The organism is Vibrio sp. Of7-15, from assembly GCF_022347565.1.
Lineage (GTDB): Bacteria > Pseudomonadota > Gammaproteobacteria > Enterobacterales > Vibrionaceae > NORP241.
This window is the reverse complement of the sequence record NZ_JAKRGH010000016.1, coordinates 42135-67128: the sequence shown is the minus strand read 5'-3', so window position 1 is coordinate 67128 and position 24994 is coordinate 42135. Positions and strand designations below refer to the sequence as shown.

Below are 24994 nucleotides of genomic sequence, written 5' to 3'. Positions count from 1 at the left end.
GATATTAAAAACAAATCGATCAAATCAATGAGTTAAATATCTAGTTCAGAACACGATTAACAGTAACCGTAGCTCATTAGACGCTGGTAACGACGCTCAAGTAGCGTTTCTTGATCTAATTGATCAAGCTCTGCCAGCTGCTCAAGCAAACGCGTTTTCATGTTTTCAGCCATCTGAATATGGTCACGGTGCGCGCCACCTAAAGGCTCTTCGATGATCGTATCGATCAGCTCCAACTCTTTCAGACGCTCTGCCACTAGACCCATTGCTTCAGCAGCTTGTGGCGCTTTATCTGAATCACGCCATAGAATAGAAGCACAACCTTCAGGTGAAATCACTGAGTACGTTGAATACTGAAGCATATTCACATAATCACCAACACCAATAGCAAGAGCACCACCAGAGCCGCCTTCACCCACAACATTACAAATCACAGGGACTTTTAAGCCTGCCATGACTTTTAAGTTTTTCGCAATCGCTTCTGATTGGCCGCGCTCTTCCGCACCAACGCCTGGGTAAGCACCTGCAGTATCGATAAAAGTAATGATAGGCATGTTAAAACGCTCTGCCATTTCCATTAGACGTAGCGCTTTACGGTAACCTTCCGGCTTAGGCATACCAAAGTTACGAAGTACTTTTTCTTTTGTTTCACGGCCTTTTTGATGACCAATAACCATAACTGGTCGGCCATCCAAACGAGCGATACCGCCTACGATAGCTTTATCATCAGCATAAGCACGATCGCCAGCTAAATCATCAAACTCAGTAAACGCATGATCCAAGTAGTCTTGCGTGTAAGGACGACGAGGGTGACGCGCAAGTTGCGCCACTTGCCATGCGCCTAAATCTCCGAAGATTTTTTTTGTTAGCTCAAGGCTTTTTTCTTCTAGCTGAGAGATCTCTTTATCTAGATCGATAGATGCATCTTCATCATGTTTAGATACATCACGCAATGCTTCGATCTTGGCTTCTAATTCTGCAATTGGTTTTTCAAATTCAAGAAAATTCAGGCTCATACCACTAAGAATCCTTTATCAGTACAGTCACGTTTATTGCTGTAACTGGATATTCTAGTTAAATTCAAGTTCGACTTGCTCTTCGCCAAGCAACGATTTTAAATCATCAAGTAATTGATCAGAAGGCGTTACCCGCCACTCTGTACCAAGAACTAACTTAACGCGAGCGTCTTCTCGTTGATAATATACATTTACCGGCACAGTACCTGCCCGGTGTGGCTCCAGCACTTGGCTAAAGCGCTCAAAAAATTGGCCATCAATTTGCCTCTCAGTGACCGAGAGTGCAAGTCCTCTGGCGTACTTTTCTCTTGCTTCTGAGATGTCTAGCACTTCACGCGCTGACATTTTAAGGCCACCATTAAAGTCATCAAAGCTGACCTGTCCAGAAACAAGTAAAATTTTGTCTTTTTCAAGTAAATCGGCGTAACGGTCCAACGCATCAGAGAATAACATGACTTCCATTCGGCCTGAACGGTCATCAAGGGTTAATAAACCAATACGGTTCCCTCTTTTGGTGGTCATCACACGAGCAGCAAGCACTAGCCCCGCTACTGTAACCACTTTATCACGTCCAGTAGGATGTGCATCTTTTAAGCGCCATGTCGTGTAACGTTTTAGCTCTTTTAAATAAGAATTGACTGGGTGACCAGTTAAATATAAGCCTAAGGTTTCGCGCTCCCCTTCAAGCCATACTTTCTCAGGCCATTTAGGTACTTGCGCATACGCTTGCTCCACTTCTTCCGGCTCGGCGGTAAGGACACCAAACATATCCGTTTGGCCAAATGCCTCTGCTTGATGATGCTGACCCGCAGCTTTTACAGCATCATCCACTGACGCCATAATCGCCGCTCGGTGTGGACCTAGTCGATCTAACGCACCGGATTGAATTAATTTTTCAATCACTCGTTTGTTGACTTTTTTGGTGTCAATTCGAGCACAAAAATCAAAAAGATCACGAAAGTGGCCTCCTTTGTTCCGCGCTTGAATAATATTTTCAATGGGGCCCTCACCGACACCTTTAATAGCACCGATACCGTATACAATAGCACCATCGTCAACATTAAATCGATACAAGCCGGAGTTAATGTCTGGCGGCAAAACTTTTAAGCCCATGCGCAGACACTCATCCACCAAACCGATGATTTTATCCGTATTGTCCATATCCGCGGTCATTACGGCGGCCATGAACTCGGCTGGATAATGGGTTTTTAACCATAACGTTTGATAAGAAACTAACGCATATGCCGCAGAGTGAGATTTGTTAAAACCATAACCAGCAAACTTCTCTACCAAGTCAAAAATCTTCATGGCGAGCTCGCCATCAACCCCATTTTTGACCGAGCCTTCTTCAAAGACAGCACGCTGTTTAGCCATCTCTTCCGGTTTTTTCTTACCCATTGCACGACGAAGCATATCAGCTCCACCTAGGGTATAACCCGCTAAGACCTGAGCAATCTGCATTACCTGCTCTTGATACAGAATAATGCCATAAGTAGGCTCTAGAATGTCTTTTAGAGACTCATGCTGCCACTTTTCATCTGGGTACGAAATCTCTTCCCGGCCGTGTTTACGGTCAATGAAGTTATCTACCATGCCCGATTGCAAAGGACCCGGTCGGAACAGGGCTACCAGTGCGATAATATCTTCAAAGCAGTCAGGTTGAAGGCGTTTAATCAGCTCTTTCATACCTCGAGATTCCACCTGGAATACCGCAGTAGTTTCAGAGCGCTGCATTAGTGCAAAAGAAGCCGGGTCATCAAGAGGTATGGCCTCAATACGAACAGGATCTTTACCCTCTTTTTTCAACCTTGGGTTAATCAGACCCAGTGCCCAGTCAATAATGGTAAGGGTTCTAAGGCCCAAGAAGTCAAACTTAATCAGACCCGCAGTTTCAACATCATTCTTATCAAACTGGGTAACCGGGAACTGACCTTCTGCATCACAATATAGAGGCGCAAAATCTGTGATGGTCGTTGGTGAAATAACAACACCACCGGCATGTTTACCCGCATTACGTGTCACCCCTTCAAGGATACGACACATATCGATAAGCGCTTTTACTTCTTCATCGCCATTATAAATTTCAGGCAGCTGAGGTTCGGCCTCAAAAGCTTTAGCCAGTGTCATTCCCGGATCGGGCGGAACTAACTTAGAGATACGATCAACAAACCCATATGGGTGGCCAAGTACGCGGCCTACATCTCGTATTACCGCTTTGGCTGCCATGGTGCCAAAGGTAATAATCTGAGATACCGCATCTCGACCATACAACTCTGCCACGTGCTCAATAACCTGATCACGTTTGTCCATACAAAAGTCGACATCGAAGTCAGGCATGGAGACACGTTCTGGGTTCAAGAAACGTTCAAAAAGAAGATCATATTCGAGTGGGTCTAAGTCGGTAATGCTTAAAGCATAAGCAACTAATGAGCCTGCACCAGAACCACGCCCTGGACCAACAGGAATGTCGTTGTCTTTAGACCACTGTATAAATTCCATTACGATCAGGAAGTAACCAGGGAAACCCATGTCATTGATTACTTTGAGCTCTACCTTTAAACGTTCATCATACTCTGGACGTTTTTGGTTTCTAACTTCAAGATCTGGGAATAAAAACTCGAGGCGCTCTTCCAGCCCTTCTTCCGATTTCTTAATTAAAAAATCTTCGATGGTCATCCCTTCAGTGGGAAAGTTAGGTAAGAAATACTCACCTAAACGCACCGTCACATTACAGCGTTTGGCAATTTCAACACTGTTCTCAAGAGCCTCTGGAATATCTGCAAATAGCTCGCACATCTCCTCTTCACTACGCAAGTATTGTTGATTGCTGTAGTTTTTAGGACGACGAGGATCCGCCATCGTGTAACCATCATGAATCGCAACACGGATTTCATGGGCATCGAACTGATCTTCAGATAGAAAACAAACCTCATTTGTCGCCACAACAGGAAGAGCACGTTGTTCAGCAAGGGCTATTGCAAAATGCAGATAATTTTCTTCATCAGGACGACCGCTGCGGATCAGCTCAAGATAATAATTATCGGCAAAATGAGTCTGATAAAACTCGACACACTGGTTAACCAGCGTTTGGTTACCTTTTAATAGGGCTTTACCCACATCACCTTGCTTGGCACCAGAAAGCAGGATCAGGCCTTCTTTATGTTCAACTAACCACTCTTTATCTATAACAGGCTGGTGCTGAACGTGACCACGTTGATACGCTTTCGAGATTAAAAGGGTTAAATTTTTATACCCTTCATTATTTGCTGCCAATACGGTTAGTTGAGTCAGCTCATCACCAAACTCTGGTGACTGCATTTTAAAATCAGCACCAATAATAGGCTTAATTCCGGCTCCGTGTGCTGCAAAGTAAAACTTCACCAAACCACATAAGTTAGTGAAATCCGTAAGCGCCATTGCAGGCATGCCCAGCTCAGCCACTTTCTTTACTAATGGCGGCACTTTGGAAAGGCCGTCCACCATGGAGTAGTCACTGTGAACACGAAGATGAATAAAACGAGGTTCTGCCATGATTGAAGTTATAACCGGTTATTCGAAGATGAAAGTAATAAGAGTCATTACCTGACATGATAAACAGAGCGCTAACGCAACATCATTAGGCTCTGTATGTATTTCTATTCTAGACCTAAAGCCCTTTTTACAGGCTTAAAGCTTTTACGATGTTGCTCAATGGCACCAAATTTCTCTAAAGCTTCAAAGTGCGCTTTGGTCGGATAGCCTTTATGTTTAGCAAACCCATAATCAGGGTATTGCTCATCAAGCGCTTCCATTTCAGCGTCTCGAGTGACTTTGGCCAGAATAGAGGCAGCACTAATTTCTGCCACTCGTAAGTCACCTTTCACCACTGCCTGACCTGGCATTGGTAACTCAGGTACTTTATTGCCATCGATAAGCGCAAAGTTAGGCTGAACATCTAACCCAGCGATAGCGCGCTGCATCGCAACCATGGTTGCTTGAAGAATATTAATCTGATCAATTTCTTCGGGCTCACAACGCCCAAGAGACCACGACAAGGCTTTTTCTTTAATTTCTATAAACAAGGCGTTGCGTTTTTTCTCTGACAACTTCTTCGAGTCCGTTAAACCTTCGATCGGATTATTCGGGTCTAAAATCACAGCAGCCGTCACTACAGCTCCCACTAATGGTCCCCGCCCCACCTCATCAACTCCTGCGATTAAATCGACATTTTCAGGGTATTCGAACGGCTCTAATTCTGTGTTTTTCTTTGTCATTATGCTTTGCCAATTAATTCTAAAACAGCGCTTGCTGCTTGCTTATCTGCGTCTTTTTTTATCCACTCGTGCATTTGAGTAAATTGTTCAATCAACTCTTGGTTGTCTGTGGTTAAATAGTGATTTACCGCGTTAGCCAATGCTTCTGGAGTACAATCGTGCTGTAATAATTCAGGCACAAGTGCTCTGTCTGCCAAAATATTAGGTAACGACACATACTCTGTTTTTATCATACGCTTAGCAATCCAGTAAGTAATTGGTTTTACTCGGTAACCTACTACCATTGGTCGCTTCACTAGCATACATTCCAGTGCGACAGTGCCCGATGCTAATAGAACCACATCTGAAGCAGTCATAACATCACGAGCGGTATCGTCAACCAGTACAAAGTCTAACTCCGGCGCTGTTGCTTGCCAAACTTGTTCAAACTGTTCACGGCGCTTTTGATTCACCAAAGCAACAACAAAACCTAAATTAGGGTGCTGCTTTTTAAGTTTTTGACAGGCTTGGATAAAAGGCTCAGCTAGCATGCCCATTTCGCTGCCACGGCTACCAGGCAAAACAGCTAGCCATGTTTTAGTTGGATCTAAGCCCAGCTTATCTTGAGCTTGTCTTTGATCAGGCTGTAATGGAATGGAATCAGCCATCGTATGGCCAATAAACTGACAAGGCACGTTGAACTTATCATAAAACGCTTTTTCAAAAGGTAAAAACGCCAATACGAGATGAGTTGCCGCTTCTATTTTGAAAATACGTTTTTGACGCCAAGCCCACACAGAAGGGCTCACATAATGAACGGTTTTAATACCTGATTGCTTTAAATCCGCTTCTAAACGTAAATTAAAATCTGGTGCATCAATGCCAACAAACACATCCGGGGGATTACTCTTAAAATAACGAACCAGCTCTGCTTTTACTTTTAGTAAGCGCGGCAGCCGACCCAATACTTCAACCAACCCCATCACGGCTAACTCTTCCATATCAAATAGAGAGTCACAACCTTGAGCTATCATACGTGGACCGCCAATGCCCACAAACTCAGCATCTGGGTACTGTTGTTTAATGGCTTGAATAAATCCAGCACCTAAAATATCGCCGGAGATTTCCCCGGCGACAATACCTATTCGTAGAGGCTTAGTCATCTAACGAATAATCCCACGTTTAGAGCGGGCAAAGAAATCAACATAAGCTTGAACTTCTGGATGATCTTTTGCAATGTCAGCAATGGCTTGTTTTGCTTCATCCAACGTTTTCCCTAAACGATAAATTTCTTTATAAGCACGACGAATCGCATGTAATGCTGGCTTTTCAAAACCACGACGTTTTAGGCCTTCAATATTAATGCCAAACGGCGCACAGTGGTTACCTTGAGCCATAACGTAAGGCGGCACATCTTTCACAACAATAGAGCCGCCACCTAGCATACAATGCTCACCAATTTCACAGAACTGATGAATTGCAGACATGCCGCCAATAATGGCATGGTTGCCTACTTTTACATGGCCTGCTAACGTCGCATTATTTGCAAAGATGCATCGATCGCCGATCATACAGTCATGAGCTACGTGAGCATTGATCATAAATAGGTTATCACTGCCAACCTTAGTTAAGCCGCCATCTTGAACAGTACCACGATGCATTGTCACGCTTTCGCGGATCATATTGCGATCGCCAATTTCAAGACGCGTATCTTCACCCGCGTATTTTAAGTCTTGGCACTCTTCGCCAATCGATGCAAATTGGTAAATTTTATTTTCTTTACCAATCAGAGTAGGCCCTTTTACAACGACGTGAGAAGTCAGTTCTGTACCTTCGCCAATTTCAACTTTGCTATCAACAAAACAAAATGGGCCAATCTTGACGTTTGCGCCAATAATGGCACCTTCTTCAACCACCGCACTTGGGTGGATTTGAGCTGTCTCATGGATCATGAATTAAAACTCTCGTCTTGCACATTTAAGCTCTGCAGTACAAACCGCTTTGCCATCAACCGTCGCTACACAATCAAATAATGCAATGCCACGACGCTCTTTCAAAAAATTCACCTTAATAGACAACTGATCGCCAGGAACAACTGGTTGACGGAACTTTGCGTTGTCTACACTAGCAAAGTAGTACAATTCATTTTCCGCAGGAGCACCAAAGGTTTTAAATGCAAGCAGGCCTGTGGCTTGTGCCATTGCTTCAAGAATCAGCACACCTGGGAATACAGGCAATTGCGGGAAGTGTCCCGTAAATTGAGGCTCGTTCACAGAGACGTTTTTAAGACCGATTAGATAATCACCTTCTTCATAATCGGTAACACGATCAATCAATAAGAAAGGGTAACGATGAGGAAGAAGTTCTTGAATTTCTGTGATGTTGAGTGTTTTATTTTCGCGACTCAAAGCAATATTCCTGTCTAAATTTAATTATTAATATAAAACGAAAACGGCCTGCAATGGGCAGGCCTGTTAGAAAAGAGCGCGTTTACTTTTCTTCGCTTAGCTTCTTTTCTACCGTTTTCAAACGCTTATGCATCTCATCAATTCGATGAGTGCGGGCAGCTGTTTTTCGCCACTCTTTATTTGTTTGTAATGGGATTCCTGATGAGTATACGCCAGGTTCAGAAATCGAACGCATTACCATACCCATGCCAGTAATATGTACACCATCTGCAATATTAATGTGACCATTAAGCACACTGGCTCCACCAATCACACAATGTTTACCAATCGTAGTACTACCTGCAACTGTTGTTGCACCTGCCATGGCCGTTTTCTCACCAATCACAACATTATGAGCAATCTGCAGTTGGTTATCTAAAATCACACCATCGCCAATAACCGTATCGTCTAGCGCACCACGATCAATAGAGCAACTTGCGCCTATTTCAACATTATTACCAACGCGAACAGATCCGAGCTGCGGGATTTTAACCCAAGTACCACGATCATTAGCATAACCAAAGCCGTCAGAACCAATAACTGTGGCGGATTGAATCAAGCAATTATCACCAATCACAACATCGTGATAAATCGAAACATTAGCCCAAAGTTTAGTCTTTGTTCCAATTTTTGCATTTTTACCAATAAAGCAACCAGCACCGACCTGAGCACCAGATTCAATCACCGCACCAGATTCAATCACCGCATTATGACCAATGGCCACACCTTCACCAATAACCGCATCATCCGCAATATGTGCAGAAGGTGAAACGCCTACTGCTGAAGCAGGGGTTGTATCTAAAATTTGAGCAACCAGTGCATAAGCCAAATAAGGGTCTCGAACCACAAGGGCGTTAGTTTGACAGTAAGGCAAATCAGCCTCTTTCACCATAACAGCTGAAGCATTACATTGCTCAAGATGCTGGCGGTACTTACTGTTAGACAGAAACGTAATATCGCCTTCGCTAGCTTTATCCATACTTGCAATTGAAGACACAACGACAGACGCATCGCCGTGTAATTTTGCTTCAAGTTTTTCAGCTAACTCAGCTAGTGTGATTCGAACCATGGTAAACCTTATTTAATTTCAGCAAGAACTTTATCAGAAAGATCATTTTCTGGTTGTGCGTATAATAGTGAAGCGGCATCAACAACCATGTCGTAGCCTTCTTTTTTAGCCACTGTTTCTACAGTTTTCTGCACTTGCATCAGAAGCTTATTACGCTCTTCAGCCTGACGACGACGGTTGTCTTCATCCAACGCTTTTGCTTTTAGTTTATAGTCTGCTTGTAAAGAGGCAATTTCACGTTCAAGTTGAGTACGGCCTGATTCACCAAGTAATTCGCCATCACGTTTAATTTTACCCACTTTATCTTTAATTTTTTGCTCTAAAGAACGTAAAGCATCGATACGGTCTTTAAATTCTTCACGAAGCTTTTTGCTCACGGCTTCACGTTGAGGCAACTGCTGGAAGATTTTAGCCATATTTACGTAGCCCACTTGCTGTGCGGCTTGTGCTGCATCAGCAAACACAGATGAGCTTAATACTACTAGGCCAATACCGGCCGCTTTAATCCATTGTTTCAAAATATTCACCTCAAAGTGTTAGAACGTACGTCCAATAGTAAAAGTGAAGAACTCTTCGTCATCACCTTCAAATTTCTTAACTGGTTTTGCAACCGAGAAAACTAGTGGCCCCATCGGTGACATCCACTGTAAGGCTGCACCATATGATGAACGGTAGTTACTCGGATCTGAATAATCATAGTAGTACTGTTTGCCCGGCATATTGGCATCAGCTTCCCGGTACGAGAACTCGGTATCCCACACACTTGCCATATCAAAGAACACACTGGTTCGAATCTGATTTCGAGCTTCTTCCGAAGCAAACGGCGTTGGTACAATCAATTCAATACTGGCCAGTGCCGTGGCGTTACCACCAACAGAGTCATCAGTACCGCTGTAACATGGGTTATTACCACCTACGTTACTGCTACAGCCCGTTGGATCATCATAAACGGCTTTAGGACCAGCCGAGTTAGAACGGAAACCACGTAGGGTTGTAAAACCACCGGCATAAAAGTTTTCGTAAAATGGCAATAAATTATCATTACCATTCGTTTGGCCATAACCATTACCGTAACCTAAACGGCCACGCATTAAGAGTGTGAACTCATGCTTTTTGGTTAATGGGAAATATTGACGAACGTCGTACTGAGTCTTAAAGAATTGAACATCCGAGCCAGGAACCGTCATCTTGTAATACGCACGTTGGTAATTACCTGCTGTCGGGAAGTAACCACGGTTTAAATTATTACGAGTCCAAGAAATTGTGGCATCGAAGTCATTCACTTCTAAGCTACCGTCTGGGTTCACATTTTCTTCTTGAGCTTGTAAGAACTGCTCAATTTGTAAATAAGAGTCTAAGTTCGAAATTTTGTTATGGGTATAACCAATACTCAAATCAAAATAATTCAATTCGTCAAACGGAAAACCCCAAGTTAACGTGGTGCCATAGCTTTGGTTGGTGTAGTCAACAATACCAGCATCAGAGGCTTCAAATTCGTTGTAGAAAACCTTACCACCTAAACTAATACCATCAAGCGTAAAGTACGGATCTCGATATTCAAAGCTTACGTTCTTTTGGTAGTCGTTCATCATGGCGCTGATACCTACACGGTTACCGCTGCCAATAAAGTTATCTTGCTGTAAACCAATCTGGAAGCTAACACCCGACTCCGTACCATAACCAACACCAAAGTTGATATTACCAGAGTTTGCTTCTTTCACGTTGTAGGCAATGTCTACCTGATCATCAGTACCCGGCACACGAACCGTTTGAACATCCACCGTTTCAAAGAAACCAAGACGATTCAAACGCTCTTTACCACGATCAATGGATTTCGAGTTTAGCCAGCTCCCCTCCATTTGACGCATTTCACGACGTAACACCTCGTCTTTTGTTGCTGTGTTACCAGAGAACTTAATGTCACGAACATAAATACGATTACCCGGCTCAACATGAATCGCTAAGGACACTTCATTGGCTTCGTCATCGAACTCTGGCAAAGTACGAACTTGAGGGTAAGCATAACCAGCCTCACCAAGAACACGCTTCACGTTTTCTTCTAGGCTTGTTACCAAAGAGCCGTTATAAGTTTCTCCTGCCTCAAATGGCACAAGGGCATCAAATTCAGCCTCTTTACCAATTAAATCCCCTCTAAACTCGACATCTTTAACTGTATAAGCTTCACCTTCGTTCAAAGTCAGGGTGATGTATACCCCTTTCTTATCAGGCGAAATAGAAACTTGAGTCGATTCAACTTGGAATTTTAAATAACCTTTATTCAAGTAATATGAGCGTAATGCTTCAATATCACCCGCTAAAACTTGCTTTTGGTACTTTTCATCAGCAAGGAAGTTCCACCAAGGCAAATCCACATTTAAGTTAAAACGCCCTAATAATTCTTCATCTGTAAAAATTTCATTGCCAATAAAGTTGATTTGCTGAATGGTCGCCGAAACGCCTTCCGTAAACACAAACTTCAAATCAGAACGATTACGTGGCAATGGAGTTACCACTGCTTTTACCGTCGCATTGTACTTACCAACGCTGTAGTAAAAGTCTTCAAGGCCTTTTTCAATCTTATTTAACGTTGTGCGATCAAGAGCTTCACCTATACGAATGCCAGAAGCATCAAGGTTTTCTTGTAATTGCTCTTCCTTAATCGCTTTATTTCCTGAGAAAGAAATACTCGCAATGGTTGGACGTTCTTTAACTTTTACCAGTAAGGTATTGTTATCTTTATATACTTTTACATCTTCAAAATTACCAGATGCAAATAATGCTTTAATGATCTGAGCAGTATCACGCTCAGTAACATTATCACCAACACGTACTGGTATTTTGAGCAAAGCGGCACCTAAAGCAACTCGTTGTAACCCTTCAAAACGGATATCATCTACAACAAATTGTTCTGCGCTTTGCGCCATCGCACTACCAAAAAGAAGCGACGCGATTAACAGTTTTTTCATCGCCATGACTACTCTAATTATTCCTTGCTGTTACTGCATTTATTAAAGGCGCGTAAAGTCGTTAAATAGCGCAACCGCCATCAACATTACTATAATCGCAGAACCTACTCGGTAACCTATATCTTGTACTTTTTCCGAAACAGGCTTTCTTGTTACTGCTTCAATAGCAAAAAACAGTAAATGGCCTCCATCCAATACTGGAAGAGGTAATAAGTTAATAATGCCTAGGTTCACGCTGATCAAAGCCAAAAAGCCCAGGAAATACACCAAGCCATAATCGGCCGTCATTCCTGCGCCTTTCGCAATTGAGATAGGGCCACTTAAGTTTTTCACTGCAACATCGCCAGTGATCAGTTTCACCACCATACCGAAAGTGAGATCCACTAACTGACCTGTTTTCTCAACGGCTTTACCTATGGCTTCAAATACACCAAAGCGTAATTCGAAACGATAATCTTCAGGCCATTCTGCAACCTGTGGGCCAATGCCAGCAAAGCCAACCATGCGACCATCAGAAAGCTCTCGGCTGTTTGGGACTAAAACAACATCAAGCTTATTGTTATCACGTAGTACCGTTATTGACACATCTTGGCCTGGGCTAGATTGAATAATATCAACAACTTGCTGCCAGTTTTTAACTTCAACACCGTTAATTTCTAGCAATTCATCATTAACTTGAAAACCTGCGGCCTCCGCTGCACTTTGTTCTCCAATATGGGCAATGACTGGCGATATTTCTGGAGAAAAAGGTTTAAAACCTAACGTCTGCATTGCAGAGTCTTTCTCTGGATCAAAGTGCCACTCAGATAAATCAAGCGTTTTAGTATGCTCAACACCAATATTGTCAGAATCTGTCACCGTAAAGGCCATGCTCTCATCACCGATATGGGAGATGATCGCCATGTTAACTGATTCCCAGTCCGCGGTTTTGAGTCCTGAAACCGCTTTAAGTTCCATTCCAGGTTCAATTCCAGCCTGAGCAACAATAGAATTTGGCGTAACAACGCCAATCACTGGCTTCACTGCAGGAATACCAATCAGATACACAATCCAATAAGCAAAAATAGCAAATAAGAAATTAGCAATAGGACCAGCAGCCACAATGGAAGTACGCTGCCAAAGAGGACGGTTATTAAATGCGCGATGCTTTAACTCTTCTGGGACCTCATCAACTCGCTCATCCAGCATTTTCACATACCCACCAAGTGGGATCATAGACAAGCTGTATTCTGTGCCATCTTTAGCGACTTTTCGCCAGATAGATTTGCCGAATCCAATAGAGAATTTTTCTACAATGACACCACATCGACGAGCAACCCAAAAATGGCCAAACTCATGAACGGCAATCAAAATACCAAGAGCTAAAAGAAAGGAACCCAAGTTCCATAATAAACCTGTCATGACATTGCCTTTTGAATTGCTTCATCTGCGTATTTGCGAGCCATTCTATCTAGCTCGACTAAGCTTTCCAAGTCAACAAGTTGACGGAATTGTTCAGAACCTACGAGCTTGTTTAAAACCTGCTCATTTATCATCGCGATATCGGTAAATCGAAGCTGATGATTTAAGAAAGCAGCAACACTCTGCTCATTTGCAGCATTCAATGCTGTCGTTGCTTGTTGCCCCTGATAACATGCATCAATCGCTAACTTCAAGCATGGGTAACGTTGGTAATCGGGTTCCAAAAACGTAAACTCGCCCACTTTAGTGAAATCTAACGGCTCAACGCCCGCATTGATACGCTCAGGATAAGACATGGTGCACGCAATTGGGGTTTTCATGTCCGGTAGGCCCATTTGCGCCAACACAGAACCATCGCGATACTGCACCATAGAATGAATCACAGACTGGGGATGAATGATCACTTTCAACTGCTCTTGACGAGTGTTAAACAGCCAGCGTGCTTCTATGTACTCTAGGCCTTTGTTCATCATCGTGGCAGAGTCGACAGAAATCTTAGGCCCCATCGACCAATTCGGATGAGCGATGGCCATTTCAGGCGTTACTGAGCTCAGCTCGGATACATCAGTGTAACGGAAAGGGCCACCCGAGCCAGTCAGGAGAATACTGCTAATACCACTTTCATCAAGATCGCAGCGTCCAAGGTTGGTTTGCACTTTTTCGGGAAGACATTGGAAAATTGCATTATGCTCACTATCAACTGGTAGTAATTCCGCCCCATACTTTTCAACAGCATCGATAAACAACTGACCAGACATCACCAATGCTTCTTTGTTTGCCAATAAAACTCGCTTTCCAGCCTTTACTGCAGCCATTGTAGGCAATAAACCTGCCGCACCAACAATAGCGGCCATGACGGTATCGACATCGGGTAAAGAGGCCAGCTGACATAAGCCATCATTCCCCGCTAAAACCTCGGTTTTGACGCCTTTTTCTGCTAAGCGCATTTGAAGTTCAAGTGCTGCTGTTGGCTCCGCCATTGCGGCATACTGAGGCTGCCATTGAAGGCAAAGTTGCATCATTTTTTCAACATTAGAGCCTGCGGCAAGGGCAATGATATTATATAAGTGGGGATTTTGAGCAGCGACCGATAAGGTGCTAGAACCGATAGAGCCAGTTGCTCCAAGAATGGTTAAGTTACGCATCACGAATTGACCAAAATAGATAAAAAGTGGCTACTTTAGAGCCACTTTTAAAAATATGTATATCTACCAAAAATACAAAAGAGCAAAGACAGGGAAAGCAGCTGTTAGGCTATCAATTCGGTCTAAGATCCCACCGTGTCCTGGTAAAATGTTACCGCTATCTTTAATGCCTGATACTCGCTTAAACATACTTTCAGCAAGATCACCAAGCACTGAAATAATCACAGTCACCATGGAAATACCTAGCATGGCACCAACGCTAGAAAAGTGGATGCCAAATAGACTAGACGCCCCCCAGGCAACAAGCATAGCAGCAACTATACCACCAATTAGGCCTTCAATGGTTTTATTCGGGCTAACGGCGGGAGCCATCTTATATTTCCCAAAAGATTTACCAGCAAAATAAGCACCACTGTCAGCAGCCCATACCAAAAAGCACACTAAAAGAACCAGTTTTGCACCGTAATAAGGGTCAGCTTGGTACTCTGCCGCACGCAGTAACACCACACTCCATAAAAATGGCACCATGGTCAGCAAACCAAATACATGACGGATCACATTACTACCTGACCACAATTTAGAACTTTTCGGGTAACTGATCACCAATGCAGAAGCAATCAACCACCATAGGCCTCCCGCCATGAGAACACTTTGATGTGATCCCCCAACTTCCGATAAAGAATTAACATCAAACGGAAGCCAAACGAGTGTGCCCGCCACCACAGCGAGAGCTGGCACTAGAGCCACTAAACGTGATTTAGCATTAACAAACTGTGTCCATTCCCAGAAGCCGATAACCGTCACAGCAGTTAACGCGATTAAAAAACCAGGAATTGGTAATAAAAAGATCCCAGCAATAACAAGTGGAGCAAGAATGAGGGCTGTAATTATGCGTTGTTTCAAACTTTATCGTCCTCTGTTTATTTCATTAAAGCGTGGATCTGTTCCCCAGTACAACCAAAGCGGCGCTCTCGATTTACAAACCAAGCCACAGCCTCAGCTAAACTTTGTTCATCAAAGTCAGGCCAATATTGTTCTGTAAAATACATCTCAGCGTAAGCCATTTGCCACAACATAAAGTTACTGATCCGGCATTCCCCACTGGTACGAATTAGAAGATCGACTTCAGGAAGATCTGACATCGTCATCTTGGAACTTAACAAAGCTTCATCTATTTGGTCTGAACGATACAGACCTTGCTCGATATCTTGAGCAATATTTTTCACGGCTTGGGTAATATCCCATTTGCCGCCATAGTTAGCTGCAACATTCAAAACCATGCCATCATTGTTTGCAGTAAGCTCTTCAGACTCCCTAATTTTGGTCTGTAAACGCTTACTAAAGCGACTTTTGTCACCAATGATACGCAGCTGAATATTATTTTTATGCAGTCGTTTCACTTCCCTGGAAAGTACAGAGATAAACAACTCCATTAATAAACTGACTTCATCTTCAGGTCTTCGCCAATTTTCACTGCTAAACGCAAATAACGTAATGGCTTTAACATTTAATCGGTTTGCTGCTGAAATTGTTTTTCGTACTGAATCAACGCCAGCTTTATGACCAAAAACTCGAGGTTTACCTTTTGCCTTCGCCCAGCGTCCATTGCCATCCATTATCACAGCAATATGTTTAGGAAGAGCCTGTGATGAGATAGCAGACTCACCAATACTATCTGCCATATATATTCCCTATACAAAATAAAAAGCGCTGTGCTGCACGCCCAGCGCTTTCGTAGATTGTAAAGTGTATTACTTATTACACTTCCATCAACTCTTTTTCTTTAATTTCAAGAAGCTCATCGACACTCTTAACCGCTGCGTCTGTTAACTTCTGAATTTCGTCTTGTGCACGACGATCTTCATCTTCAGAGATTTCTTTGTCTTTTAGTAGTGCTTTTAGATCACCATTCGCATCACGACGGATGTTACGGATAGCAACACGACCACCTTCAGCTTCACCACGTACGATTTTAACGAAATCGCGACGACGCTCTTCTGTTAATGGTGGAAGTGGAACACGAATTACAGTACCAGCAGACTGTGGGTTCAGACCTAGATCAGACTTCATGATTGCTTTTTCTACTGCTGAAGCCAGCTCTTTATCAAACACGGTGATAGCTAGAGTACGAGCGTCTTCTGCTACAATGTTTGCTACTTGGTTGATAGGTGTTGCTGCACCATAGTATTCAACCGATAAGCCTTGAAGTAGGCTTGGGTGTGCACGACCAGTACGGATCTTAGCCAGGTTATTTTTTAGAGCTTCAACGCTTTTTTCCATACGTACTTTAGCGTCAGATTTGATTTCGTTAATCACAATATCGTCCTATAAAATCTATTTTTATTAATACTTAAGCATTAATATTATTCAGCGCTGCTGATTAGTGTACCTTCAGTTTCACCCATAACAACACGGCGTAAAGCACCAGGTTTGTTCATGTTGAATACACGAATCGGCATTTCATGGTCACGAGCTAGTGTAAATGCAGCCAAATCCATGACTTTCAGTTCTTTTTCAAGAATTTCACTGTAGCTCAGTTTATCATAAAGAGTTGCATCAGGGTTAGCTACTGGATCGCTATCAAATACACCATCAACTTTGGTTGCTTTTAATACGATGTCCGCTTCAATTTCGATACCACGTAGACACGCTGCTGAATCAGTCGTGAAAAACGGGTTACCAGTACCTGCTGAGAAAATCACAACACGGCCGTTACGCAACTGGCTAATAGCATCTGCCCAGTTATAGTCATCACAAACACCATTTAAAGGAATTGCGGACATTACTCGAGCGTTCACATAAGCACGATGCAGCGCATCACGCATTGCTAAACCATTCATTACCGTTGCTAGCATGCCCATGTGGTCGCCCACTACTCGATTCATACCCGCTTCAGCAAGGCCTGCACCACGGAATAAATTACCACCACCAATTACGACACCAACTTGTACACCGAGCTCAACAAGCTCTTTAATTTCTTGAGCCATACGATCAAGGATCGTTGGATCGATACCAAAACCTTCAGAACCTTGAAGGGCTTCGCCACTCAATTTAAGTAGAATACGTTGATAAGCAGGCTTCGGGCTTGTAGTCATGGAATTACCTTTCATAGAGAGTTTGTCTAATGATGATTATAAAAAGACCGCAGCCTAAGCCACGGTCTTTAAGTTTAACCTAATAAATTAGGATTAACCTTTTTGTGCTGCCGCTACTTCTTCAGCAAAGCTCATTTCTTCAGCTTTCTCGATACCTTCACCAACTTCTAGGCGAACGAAAGTAGAAACAGAAGCGTTACGCTCTTTAAGGATGTCGCCAACAGTTTTCTTAGGTTCCATGATGAACGCTTGACCTGTTAGAGAGATTTCGCCCGTGAATTTCTTCATACGGCCAACAACCATCTTCTCAGCGATTTCAGCAGGCTTGCCTTCGTTCATAGCAATTTCAACTTGAACTTCTTTCTCTTTAGCAACTACGTCAGCTGGTACGTCTTCTGGGTTAACGTACTCAGGCTTAGAAGCAGCAACGTGCATTGAAACGTGCTTAAGAGTTTCTGCATCGCCTTCACCAGCAACAACCACGCCGATTTTCTCACCGTGACGGTAAGAAGCAATTGCAGCGCCTTCAACGTAAGCAACGCGACGGATGTTGATGTTCTCACCGATCTTAGCAACAAGAGCAACACGCTCTTCTTCGAATTGAGCTACTAGCTCTTCAACAGTTGCTTTAGAAGCTAGAGCAGCTTCCGCAACTTTCTCTGCGAATGCAGTGAAGTTACCATCTTTAGCAACGAAGTCAGTTTGGCAGTTAACTTCAAGAAGAACAGCAACGCCGTTTTCTTCTTTGATGATGATTGCGCCTTCAGCAGCAACGTTACCAGCTTTTTTAGCTGCTTTCGCTGCGCCAGACTTACGCATGTTCTCAATTGCTAGCTCAATATCAGCGTTAGCTTCAACAAGTGCTTTTTTACATTCCATCATGCCAGCGCCAGTGCGCTCGCGTAATTCTTTAACTAGGGCTGCTGTAACAGTTGCCATTGTTTATTCCTCGTTATTCCAAACATGGAAAGTTAAAAATCAGGGGCCAATATGAGGCCCCTGCTAACTATAACTTAGTTTACATAGAAACTAAGCAACTCACTAGGAGCGAGCTAAATTTGTGATCTTCACTAAATAGTGAAAATTACTTAGCTTCTTCTACGAAACCGTCTTGCTCAGCTTGTACTGCGATGTCTTGGTTACGACCTTCAGTTACAGCTTGTGCAGCAGCGTTCAGGTAAAGTTGAACCGCACGGATTGCGTCATCGTTACCTGGGATTACGTAGTCAACACCATCTGGGTTAGAGTTAGTATCAACAACAGCAAATACTGGAATACCTAGGTTGTTAGCTTCTTTAATTGCAATGTGCTCGTGGTCAGCATCGATTACGAATAGAGCGTCTGGTAGGCCGCCCATGTTTTTGATACCACCAAGAGATTTCTCAAGCTTTTCCATTTCACGAGTACGCATTAGCGCTTCTTTCTTGGTTAGCTTTTCGAAAGTACCGTCTTGAGACTGTGCTTCGAAGTCTTTTAGACGCTTGATTGATTGGCGAACAGTTTTGTAGTTAGTTAGCATACCACCTAACCAACGGTTGTTTACGTAGAACTGGTCGCTGTTGATTGCAGCTTCTTTAACAGCTTCAGATGCAGCGCGCTTAGTACCTACGAAAAGAACTTTACCTTTACGAGCACCGATTTTGCCTAGCTCAGCTAGTGCATCGTTGAACATTGGTACAGTTGATTCTAGGTTGATGATATGAACTTTGTTACGAGCACCGAAGATGAACGGCTTCATCTTTGGGTTCCAGTAACGAGTTTGGTGACCGAAGTGAACACCAGCTTTAAGCATATCGCGCATTGATACAGTTGCCATTGAGATTTCCTCTTTGGGGTTTAGGCTCCACATACCCCATGTTACCGACCCTCTCAGCTATCCAATTCAGGCATCAGATATGGGGCACCCCGGAACATGTGTCGGCATGTGTGTAAATTAAAATTTAAGTTAGTTCGGAAGACACAAAACAGATTGTTTGTGAATCCGGCGCGCTTTATACCATATAATGCCGATACACATCCAGAACTATTCCGTTCTTCAACACAATTTCCATTTTATAAACCTATACAAAGAAGGGTTATATTCTGGCAACTTTCTTCCTCTGCGAGTTTTCAGACAGCGTTCACACTGATAATATGAATAGATTGCCACTTAAATCATGTCAGCTGAGAAAATTGAATGACTAGCAAAATAAAAACAGCAGAAGAAATTGAAAAAATGCGTGTTGCCGGCAAACTTGCCGCAGACGTTTTAGAAATGATTGGCCCGTATGTGAAGCCAGGAGTACACACAGAAGAGCTCAATAAGATTTGTCATGATTACATGGTTAACGAACAAGGCACGATTCCTGCCCCTCTGAACTACCATGGCTTCCCTAAATCCATCTGTACCTCAATTAACCACGTTGTTTGCCACGGCATCCCAAGTGAAAAAGATGTATTACAGGATGGTGATATCATTAACATTGATATCACGGTTATCAAAGATGGCTATCATGGCGACACTTCAAAAATGTTCTTCGTTGGTGAAGTCTCATTGGAAGACAAACGTCTGTGCCGTGTTGCTCAAGAAAGCCTATATTTAGCCATTAAGAAAGTAAAACCAGGTGTGAAATTAGGCGAAATTGGCACAGCTATTCAAAAGTTCATTAAAAACGGTAACAGCCGCTTTTCAATCGTGCGTGACTACTGTGGTCACGGTATCGGTAGTGAATTCCATGAAGATCCACAAGTGGTTCACTACAAAAACAACGATAAAACTGTCTTAAAAGCGGGCATGTGTTTTACGATTGAACCGATGATTAATGCTGGTAAATACGGCTGTGTTCTTGACGAAGAAGACAACTGGACGGTTTACACTGTGGATGGTAAAAAATCGGCACAATGGGAACACACATTACTTGTAACAGACACAGGTTGTGAAGTGTTAACATTACGTTCAGATGAAACACTGCCTCGCCACCTAAAAAACTAATTTAACTGTTCTTTATTCACTGTGAATACAGGATCATAAATACAGAGGTGGTAACTATAATCAACCCTCATATTGACTATATTATCATCTCTGCATTGTATTAATAATAGCATTCTGTACTCTTAATATTGTTTAAGAAAACTTGCAAGGAATGCTATGACAACTGCCTACCTTCCCCCATTGAGTCTCTCAAGTGAGCATATTTCTGCTGTAGAGTTACGTCACCAGCTCACCTTGTTTGCTGATGCTCAAAAAGTTCAGTTTAGTAATCACGCCTCTATTACCGATTTGGTTCATGATCGATCCGATTACATTGATCAACTACTCAATCGTTTATGGGCTTTTTACGGATTTAACCAACAACAAAATCTGACACTTGTGGCCGTAGGTGGTTATGGTCGTGGAGAGCTTCATCCTCTCTCAGATATTGATATCCTAATTCTTTCACGTGAAGCCATCTCCGATGAAATTGGTGCCAAAATCAGTGAATTCATTACTCTTTTATGGGATCTTCGCTTAGAAGTCGGCCACAGTGTTCGTACTATCGAAGAGTGTATTGATATTGGGCAGAACGACTTAACGGTTGCCACTAACCTGCAAGAATCTCGACATCTATGTGGCTGTGATGAAACATTCCATCAGCTCAAAATGCACATTCACTCAGAAGCCTTTTGGCCTAGTGAAGACTTTTACCAAGCAAAACTCATAGAGCAAAAAGAACGCCACGCTCGCTACCATGACACAACCTACAACCTAGAGCCTGACATTAAGTCCAGCCCAGGTGGCCTACGTGATATTCACACATTAAGCTGGGTCGCCAGACGCCATTTTGGTGCAACATCGCTGTTTGAAATGAGCCGCTTCGGCTTTTTAACAGACGCGGAATACCGTGAACTTGTCGAATGCCAAGACTTTTTATGGCGAGTGCGCTTTGCTCTGCACATTGAATTAAGGCGCTACGATAACCGCCTAACCTTTGGTCACCAGGCGCAAGTAGCCGAACACTTAGGGTTTGAGGGAGAAGGAAACCGCGGCGTAGAGAAAATGATGAAAGAGTTTTATCGCACTCTTCGTCGTATTGCAGAACTCAACAAAATGCTGCTGAAATTGTTTGATGAAGCCATCATCAACAAAGGTGAAGTACCTGAAGCAGAAATTCTCGATGATGATTTTCAGCGCCGAGATAACCTCATTGAAGCCAGAAAACCGGCGCTCTTCCAAGCAAGACCCGAAACCATTTTAGACATGTTTTTGCATGTGGCGAATGACTCTACCATTGATGGCGTTAGCCCCCCGACATTGCGCCAGCTAAGAACAGCTCGCCGACGCCTCAACCGCTTTTTATGTGATATTCCAGAAGCCCGAGACAAGTTCATCGCGCTAACCCGTCACCCTAATGCTCTTACCAAAGCCTTTAGCTTGATGCATCGTTTAGGCGTACTGGCTGCTTATTTACCCCAATGGAGCCAGATTGTTGGACAAATGCAATTCGATCTTTTCCATGTCTATACCGTTGATGAACACAGTGTCCGTTTACTAAAAAATATCCACCGTTTCTCTGATCCCGATAACCGTGAAAAGCACCCGATCTGTTGTGAAGTGTATCCCCGAATCATCAAAAAAGAGCTGTTGATTTTAGCCGCTATTTTTCATGATATCGGCAAAGGACGCGGAGGCGATCACTCTGAAATTGGTGCAGTAGAAGCCTATGATTTTTGTATCGGCCATGGGCTATCTAAGCCTGAAGCCAAATTAGTGTCGTGGCTTGTACGGCACCATTTACTCATGTCGGTCACAGCTCAACGACGAGACATTTACGATCCCGATGTCATCACTGAATTTGCCAAACAAGTTCGTGAAGAAGAGTACCTTGAATATTTAGTTTGCCTAACAGTGGCCGATATTTGCGCCACCAACCCAGAACTTTGGAACAGCTGGAAGCGCACTTTAATTTCCGAATTGTTCCACTCAACTCAACGAGCGCTACGCCGAGGCCTAGAAAATCCACCAGATATTCGAGATCGCATTCGTCATAACCAACAAATGGCTTCTGCACTGGTTCGTAGTGAAGGTTTTAGCCCACGAGAAATCGAATTATTGTGGCAACGTTTTAAAGCCGACTATTTTTTACGCCACACTCATAAACAAATTGCTTGGCATACAGAAAAACTGCTCCGCCAACCCATAGAAAAACCCATGGTACTGATGAGCAAAAAGCCTAGCCGAGGTGGCACTGAGCTATTTATTTACAGTAAAGATTTACCGAGCTTATTTGCTACCGTAGTAGCAGAGCTGGATCGTCGTAACTTTAGTGTGCATGATGCACAAATCATGACCAGCAAAGATGGCTATGCCTTGGACACATTTATGGTATTGGATCACCATGGGAAACCAATAGATGAATCTCGTCACCATGCTGTAATTAAACACATTACCCATGTTCTTGAGAGTGAAAAACAGACCAAGATAAAAGTAAGAAGAACACCAAGACAACTGATGCACTTTAATGTGCGTACTCGAGTCGACTTTTTACCAACCAAAACCGGTAAGCGAACCTTGATGGAATTTGTCGCTCTTGACTCTCCAGGGCTGTTGGCCACCATTGGCGCTACCTTTGCTGAATTAGCGATTCATCTTCATGCTGCAAAAATTACTACCATTGGTGAGCGCGCCGAAAACTTGTTCATTATCACCTCAGAGCAAGGGACACGGCTGAATGAAGAGCAACAAACCGCCTTATCAGCCAAGCTAGTTGAAAACGTCCATCAGCTTGCTAACCCAAGCTAGGCTGAGTCCTCAATAATCACAGCAAGGTTGCCTCTGGTTACTAAAGAGGCGATCTTGCCCACAACTCTCCTGTTTGACCTAGGTGGGTAGCTGTCCGGAGTCATCAGTTCTTGCTACAGTTATCCTGTTTAATACCAGCTAGTTGAATCAATGTAACCACCTTTTAGTACATTGACTCTATACACCCACATTTGCTTTTCTTTACTTACAATAACGATGAATGAGGTATTTATGTATCCAAACCTCAAAGGCTTAGGCATCACAGAGCCAGAGAAAATTGGCCGCTATTCACTTCGCCAAGAAGCACAAGCGGACATTCTAAAAATCTACTTCACAAAACAAAAAGGGGAGTTTTTTGCCAAAAGCGTAAAATTCAAATACCCACGCCAGCGCAAAAATGTACTGGTTGATAGCGGTAGCCATCAGTACAAGGAAGTCACTGAAATCAATCGTAACCTGACGATTGTGATTGATGAATTGAATAAAATCACTCGACCAGAAAAGACACCAGAAGTCGATGTGAAACAAAAAATCCTTACCGATCTTCGTCATCTAGAAAAAGTGGTGGCCAGCAAAATTGCTGAGATTGAATCTGATCTGGAAAAATTAAAATAATCAGCTCATAAACTGTAAAAATACAGAGCGTTCAGCCGCTCTGTATTGACGTTTTATCGTATCACTAAAAGGCCTCTTGCCAGCCAAACTCTTCAATAAGCTTTAGCCAAACAGCATCAAAGCCTGCCTTAATAATCACGTTTTCGTTGGTGATTGGATGAGTAAATGCCAGCTCTGATGCATGTAACATTAGACGGTGACAATCATAATGCTCTCGAAATAATCGATTATGACGGCCATCACCATGGGAAGTATCACCAATAATAGGATGACTTAAATGATGCATATGACGACGAAGTTGATGCTTTCTGCCTGTGTGTGGTTTCATTTCCATTAAGCAGTATCGGCTGGTTGGAAAACGCCCTGTCGAGTATGGCACTTCAATCTGCGCCAATGGCCGATATTCAGTAATAGCCTCTTTAGCTTCTGGCTCTTTAGTGGCGTTCTTGTCAGCAATTTTATCCAGCTCTTCTTTTAGAGCGTAATCCAGCGTTGCGCCTTCTGTGATCCAACCACGCACCACCGCATGGTACGTTTTTTTCATCTCACGGCTGGCAAACAAAGGCATCACTTGGGATGCGATTTCACTTGAAAGAGCGAAGAAAAGCACACCAGAGGTTGGCCTATCCAATCGATGCAGAGGAAAAACATGCTGGCCGATTTGATCACGCAATGTTTGCATTACAAATTGCGTTTCATGCTTATCAAGCCAAGAACGATGCACCAACATTCCCGCAGGCTTGTTCACAGCAATTAAATATTCATCGCGGTATACAATTTCTAATTCCATGTTACTGCACACCTTTTGATAGATTATCTAATTCTAACACTACGGCTAAAACGCTCTGTTGGCCTACGGTTTCTTTTAGGGCTTCCTCAACGTAAGGCGCAATGGAAAAACCCATTGGCAATGCCATTTTCATCTCCACCAAATGACGCATTTTAGGAATAAAGATCCACTGTAGCCATTCTGTGCACGACAAAGTATCAACAGCAAAAGGCTCCACACTGGCCAGTGCCTCTTTCGTTGGTGATGTGGATTGCCATAAATCATGCGCAATAAGGGCTTGCTCTAATTTATCAAGCAGTAACGAAGTGTGTTGATATGTATCCATGGTGTACCTTTGTCTTACTAGAGGCGAGGTTTGAGAAGTCAAGGATACCATCTTCTCTTGATACTCCCTATAATC

At 43.1% G+C, this 24994-nt stretch carries 22 protein-coding genes; 3 read left to right on the top strand and 19 right to left on the bottom strand.

Annotated features, from left to right (window positions below; genetic code table 11):
- Nucleotides 1–56: 56 nt before the first annotated feature.
- From accA to rpsB, 17 genes are all read right to left on the bottom strand, one after another.
- On the bottom strand, nt 57–1016 hold the full coding sequence (accA, locus tag MHO82_RS16150; protein ID WP_239185301.1) for an acetyl-CoA carboxylase carboxyl transferase subunit alpha: 960 nt from the start codon (nt 1014–1016) through the stop codon (nt 57–59).
- A gap of 54 nt (nt 1017–1070) precedes the next feature.
- Nucleotides 1071–4547, bottom strand: a complete 3477-nt coding sequence (gene dnaE, locus MHO82_RS16145; protein WP_239185299.1) for a DNA polymerase III subunit alpha — start codon at nt 4545–4547, stop codon at nt 1071–1073.
- Nucleotides 4548–4651: 104 nt separating this feature from the next.
- Nucleotides 4652–5269 carry a ribonuclease HII gene (gene rnhB, locus MHO82_RS16140; RefSeq protein ID WP_239185297.1) on the bottom strand — a complete coding sequence of 206 codons (618 nt, stop codon included), beginning with the start codon at nt 5267–5269 and terminating at the stop codon, nt 4652–4654.
- Nucleotides 5269–6411 (bottom strand): lipid-A-disaccharide synthase, encoded by a 1143-nt coding sequence (gene lpxB / locus MHO82_RS16135; RefSeq protein ID WP_239185295.1) that lies wholly within the window; start codon nt 6409–6411, stop codon nt 5269–5271. Before lpxB ends, rnhB begins: the two co-directional genes overlap by 1 nt.
- Entirely contained in the window at nt 6412–7200 is a 789-nt protein-coding gene (gene lpxA / locus MHO82_RS16130; protein ID WP_239185294.1) for an acyl-ACP--UDP-N-acetylglucosamine O-acyltransferase, read from the bottom strand.
- Between the two features lie 3 nt (nt 7201–7203).
- Nucleotides 7204–7656: a 3-hydroxyacyl-ACP dehydratase FabZ gene (gene fabZ / locus MHO82_RS16125; RefSeq protein ID WP_239185293.1), complete on the bottom strand. Its 453-nt coding sequence runs from the start codon at nt 7654–7656 to the stop codon at nt 7204–7206.
- Between the two features lie 82 nt (nt 7657–7738).
- Nucleotides 7739–8764, bottom strand: a complete 1026-nt coding sequence (lpxD, locus tag MHO82_RS16120; protein ID WP_239185291.1) for a UDP-3-O-(3-hydroxymyristoyl)glucosamine N-acyltransferase — start codon at nt 8762–8764, stop codon at nt 7739–7741.
- An 8-nt stretch (nt 8765–8772) separates the two neighbouring features.
- Entirely contained in the window at nt 8773–9282 is a 510-nt protein-coding gene (locus tag MHO82_RS16115) for an OmpH family outer membrane protein (protein ID WP_239185289.1), read from the bottom strand.
- Nucleotides 9283–9300: 18 nt separating this feature from the next.
- Nucleotides 9301–11736, bottom strand: coding sequence for an outer membrane protein assembly factor BamA (gene bamA, locus MHO82_RS16110; RefSeq protein ID WP_239185287.1), 2436 nt, complete (start codon nt 11734–11736; stop codon nt 9301–9303).
- A 36-nt stretch (nt 11737–11772) separates the two neighbouring features.
- Nucleotides 11773–13131, bottom strand: a complete 1359-nt coding sequence (rseP, locus tag MHO82_RS16105) for a sigma E protease regulator RseP (RefSeq protein WP_239185285.1) — start codon at nt 13129–13131, stop codon at nt 11773–11775.
- Nucleotides 13128–14336, bottom strand: a complete 1209-nt coding sequence (gene ispC / locus MHO82_RS16100) for a 1-deoxy-D-xylulose-5-phosphate reductoisomerase (RefSeq protein WP_239185474.1) — start codon at nt 14334–14336, stop codon at nt 13128–13130. The genes rseP and ispC overlap by 4 nt, the downstream gene beginning before the upstream one ends.
- A gap of 63 nt (nt 14337–14399) precedes the next feature.
- The gene (locus MHO82_RS16095) at nt 14400–15239 is read right to left on the bottom strand and encodes a phosphatidate cytidylyltransferase (protein WP_239185283.1); all 840 of its coding nucleotides are present in this window, start codon (nt 15237–15239) and stop codon (nt 14400–14402) included.
- Nucleotides 15240–15256: 17 nt separating this feature from the next.
- Nucleotides 15257–16018 carry an isoprenyl transferase gene (locus tag MHO82_RS16090; RefSeq protein ID WP_239185281.1) on the bottom strand — a complete coding sequence of 254 codons (762 nt, stop codon included), beginning with the start codon at nt 16016–16018 and terminating at the stop codon, nt 15257–15259.
- Nucleotides 16019–16094: 76 nt separating this feature from the next.
- Complete coding sequence (gene frr / locus MHO82_RS16085) at nt 16095–16652, bottom strand: ribosome recycling factor (protein WP_239185279.1); 558 nt, start codon at nt 16650–16652, stop codon at nt 16095–16097.
- Between the two features lie 47 nt (nt 16653–16699).
- On the bottom strand, nt 16700–17431 hold the full coding sequence (pyrH, locus tag MHO82_RS16080; RefSeq protein ID WP_239185277.1) for a UMP kinase: 732 nt from the start codon (nt 17429–17431) through the stop codon (nt 16700–16702).
- 93 nt (nt 17432–17524) lie between these two features.
- Entirely contained in the window at nt 17525–18370 is an 846-nt protein-coding gene (gene tsf, locus MHO82_RS16075) for a translation elongation factor Ts (RefSeq protein ID WP_239185275.1), read from the bottom strand.
- Between the two features lie 145 nt (nt 18371–18515).
- The gene (rpsB, locus tag MHO82_RS16070) at nt 18516–19247 is read right to left on the bottom strand and encodes a 30S ribosomal protein S2 (RefSeq protein WP_239185273.1); all 732 of its coding nucleotides are present in this window, start codon (nt 19245–19247) and stop codon (nt 18516–18518) included.
- A gap of 360 nt (nt 19248–19607) precedes the next feature.
- Here rpsB and map point away from each other — a divergent pair, with 360 nt between their 5' ends.
- The 3 genes from map to MHO82_RS16055 all read left to right on the top strand — a co-directional run bounded on the left by map (nt 19608) and on the right by MHO82_RS16055 (nt 23804).
- Nucleotides 19608–20402 (top strand): type I methionyl aminopeptidase, encoded by a 795-nt coding sequence (map, locus tag MHO82_RS16065; protein ID WP_239185271.1) that lies wholly within the window; start codon nt 19608–19610, stop codon nt 20400–20402.
- 156 nt (nt 20403–20558) lie between these two features.
- On the top strand, nt 20559–23189 hold the full coding sequence (gene glnD, locus MHO82_RS16060; RefSeq protein WP_239185269.1) for a bifunctional uridylyltransferase/uridylyl-removing protein GlnD: 2631 nt from the start codon (nt 20559–20561) through the stop codon (nt 23187–23189).
- 231 nt (nt 23190–23420) lie between these two features.
- Entirely contained in the window at nt 23421–23804 is a 384-nt protein-coding gene (locus MHO82_RS16055; RefSeq protein WP_239185267.1) for a DUF3461 family protein, read from the top strand.
- Between the two features lie 64 nt (nt 23805–23868).
- On the opposite strand, the gene truC is transcribed toward MHO82_RS16055, so the two are convergent.
- Nucleotides 23869–24594 carry a tRNA pseudouridine(65) synthase TruC gene (gene truC / locus MHO82_RS16050; protein ID WP_239185265.1) on the bottom strand — a complete coding sequence of 242 codons (726 nt, stop codon included), beginning with the start codon at nt 24592–24594 and terminating at the stop codon, nt 23869–23871.
- Between the two features lies 1 nt (nt 24595).
- Complete coding sequence (locus MHO82_RS16045) at nt 24596–24919, bottom strand: YqcC family protein (RefSeq protein WP_239185263.1); 324 nt, start codon at nt 24917–24919, stop codon at nt 24596–24598.
- Nucleotides 24920–24994 lie beyond the last annotated feature (75 nt).

Bases quoted from the DNA above. Each gene is read 5' to 3' on its own strand.
- bamA (WP_239185287.1), bottom strand. From the start codon at position 11,736: ATGGCGATGAAAAAACTGTTAATCGCGTCGCTTCTTTTTGGTAGTGCG.
- map (WP_239185271.1), top strand. From the start codon at position 19,608: ATGACTAGCAAAATAAAAACAGCAGAAGAAATTGAAAAAATGCGTGTT.
- accA (WP_239185301.1), bottom strand. From the start codon at position 1,016: ATGAGCCTGAATTTTCTTGAATTTGAAAAACCAATTGCAGAATTAGAA.
- dnaE (WP_239185299.1), bottom strand. From the start codon at position 4,547: ATGGCAGAACCTCGTTTTATTCATCTTCGTGTTCACAGTGACTACTCC.
- tsf (WP_239185275.1), bottom strand. From the start codon at position 18,370: ATGGCAACTGTTACAGCAGCCCTAGTTAAAGAATTACGCGAGCGCACT.
- lpxB (WP_239185295.1), bottom strand. From the start codon at position 6,411: ATGACTAAGCCTCTACGAATAGGTATTGTCGCCGGGGAAATCTCCGGC.
- rseP (WP_239185285.1), bottom strand. From the start codon at position 13,131: ATGACAGGTTTATTATGGAACTTGGGTTCCTTTCTTTTAGCTCTTGGT.
- rpsB (WP_239185273.1), bottom strand. From the start codon at position 19,247: ATGGCAACTGTATCAATGCGCGATATGCTTAAAGCTGGTGTTCACTTC.
- MHO82_RS16045 (WP_239185263.1), bottom strand. From the start codon at position 24,919: ATGGATACATATCAACACACTTCGTTACTGCTTGATAAATTAGAGCAA.
- MHO82_RS16090 (WP_239185281.1), bottom strand. From the start codon at position 16,018: ATGGCAGATAGTATTGGTGAGTCTGCTATCTCATCACAGGCTCTTCCT.
- ispC (WP_239185474.1), bottom strand. From the start codon at position 14,336: ATGCGTAACTTAACCATTCTTGGAGCAACTGGCTCTATCGGTTCTAGC.
- MHO82_RS16055 (WP_239185267.1), top strand. From the start codon at position 23,421: ATGTATCCAAACCTCAAAGGCTTAGGCATCACAGAGCCAGAGAAAATT.
- truC (WP_239185265.1), bottom strand. From the start codon at position 24,594: ATGGAATTAGAAATTGTATACCGCGATGAATATTTAATTGCTGTGAAC.
- rnhB (WP_239185297.1), bottom strand. From the start codon at position 5,269: ATGACAAAGAAAAACACAGAATTAGAGCCGTTCGAATACCCTGAAAAT.
- lpxA (WP_239185294.1), bottom strand. From the start codon at position 7,200: ATGATCCATGAGACAGCTCAAATCCACCCAAGTGCGGTGGTTGAAGAA.
- glnD (WP_239185269.1), top strand. From the start codon at position 20,559: ATGACAACTGCCTACCTTCCCCCATTGAGTCTCTCAAGTGAGCATATT.
- pyrH (WP_239185277.1), bottom strand. From the start codon at position 17,431: ATGACTACAAGCCCGAAGCCTGCTTATCAACGTATTCTACTTAAATTG.
- lpxD (WP_239185291.1), bottom strand. From the start codon at position 8,764: ATGGTTCGAATCACACTAGCTGAGTTAGCTGAAAAACTTGAAGCAAAA.